This window comes from Kitasatospora sp. NPDC018058 (assembly GCF_044327205.1).
Taxonomy (GTDB): domain Bacteria; phylum Actinomycetota; class Actinomycetes; order Streptomycetales; family Streptomycetaceae; genus Kitasatospora.
On sequence record NZ_JBIRFA010000143.1, the window covers coordinates 1 to 1508 of the forward strand.

Here is a 1508-nt window from a genome sequence, read left to right on the forward strand (position 1 = left end):
GTCAGACATCCCATGCCGTAGCGGTGTCAAGCTGTGGCTGGGAGGGTTGCGTGGTGTGACCAGGCGGTGGCCTCGTCGTAGAGGGTGCGGGTCTTGAGGCAGCCGTGGAGGATGCCGACGAGGCGGTTGCCGAGCTGGCGCAGGGCGGGGTTGTAGTCCAGGTCCCGGGCTCGCTGTTTGTCGTAGTAGCGGCGGGCGCCGGGTGATCTCTGCAGCGAGCAGAAGGCCTGGCGTTGCAGGGCGTCGGCGAGCCGGTTGTTGCGCACGAAGCGGGCCTGGACGGAGTGGACCTTGCCGGAGGCGCGGGTGATCGGGCTGGTGCCGGCGTAGTTCTTGCGGGCCTTGGCTGAGGTGTAGCGGGTGGGGTCGTCACCGAACTCGGCCAGTACCCGGGCGCCGATGATCTCGCCGATGCCGGGCATCGACAGGTAGATCTCAGCGTCCGGGTGCGCGAGAAAATGCGCGCTCACCTGCTCTTCCAGCGCCTGTATCTGCTCGTTCAGCGCGATCAGCACTCTGGCGTGCGCGACCGCGGCCGCGCCGTAGGCGGTGGTGACCGGCGTGGGCAGGCCGAGCTGGGGCTCGCGCAGTGCGGCCTGGATCGCGCCGGCCTTCTGGTCCCGGTCGCGGCGCCGATGACGGGCCAGGACTGCGGTGATCTGCGGCTTCGTCAGCCTGGCCGCCTCGCCGGGCGTGGGGGCCTTGATCAGCAGTTCCATCGCGTCGGTGCTGGTCAGCTCCAGGCCTGCGTAGGCGGCCAGCGCGCCGGGGAAGTACTCGCGCAGCGTGCTCCGCAGCCGCTGGAAGGTACGGGTGCGCTCCCAGATCAGCGTCTGGTGAGCGCGGGCGACCACACGGACGGCCTGGGCCTGGCCGCTGTCGCCCGCGATCGGCCGCAGCTGGTCGCGGTCGATGCGGACCATGTCCGCCAGCGCGTGCGCGTCGCCGCGGTCGCTCTTCGCCCCGGAGGTGCCGTACCGCTCCTTGAACCGGGCCGCCTGCCTGGGGTTGACCGCGTAGACCCGGTAGCCGGCCGCGATCAGCGCCTGCACCCACGGTCCGCGGTCGGTCTCGATCCCGACCACCACCCGCCCGGGTTCGAGGTCCTCGCCGCCGTGCCGGGCCACGATGGCGTGCAGTTTCGCGATGCCCTCAACTCCCTCCGGCAGGCGGGCGGTTGCGAGCTTGCGGCCTGTCTCGTCCTGCACCTCGACATCGTGGTGATCTTCGGCCCAGTCGTCACCGATGAACAACACCAGCATCCGCCCCTTCGCCCTCGTCCAGTCATGATGCGCAGCCTGCGGAAGGCACGGCTCGCGCCCTAATGGATCCAGTGCTCACGCCCAACCGCCCGGCGGGCACGCCATCCCATCAGAAGTCAGGCCTCCCGGCCGACCAGCAGGGGCACGGTCTGACAACAGAGCTCAAACGGCTCCGGTGAGAGTAGTGCTCACCTGCTGGCGGCTACGGGCCGTAGTCTCCCTCACGGCCCGTCGAATCCCATTAGG

The 1508-nt window shown here is 70.0% G+C and carries 1 protein-coding gene; it reads right to left on the reverse strand.

Annotated elements, in window-relative coordinates:
• Positions 1-26: 26 nt before the first annotated feature.
• Complete coding sequence (locus ACH4E7_RS45600) at positions 27-1256, reverse strand: IS110 family transposase (RefSeq protein ID WP_396255129.1); 1230 nt, start codon at positions 1254-1256, stop codon at positions 27-29.
• Between the last annotated feature and the right edge of the window lie 252 nt (positions 1257-1508).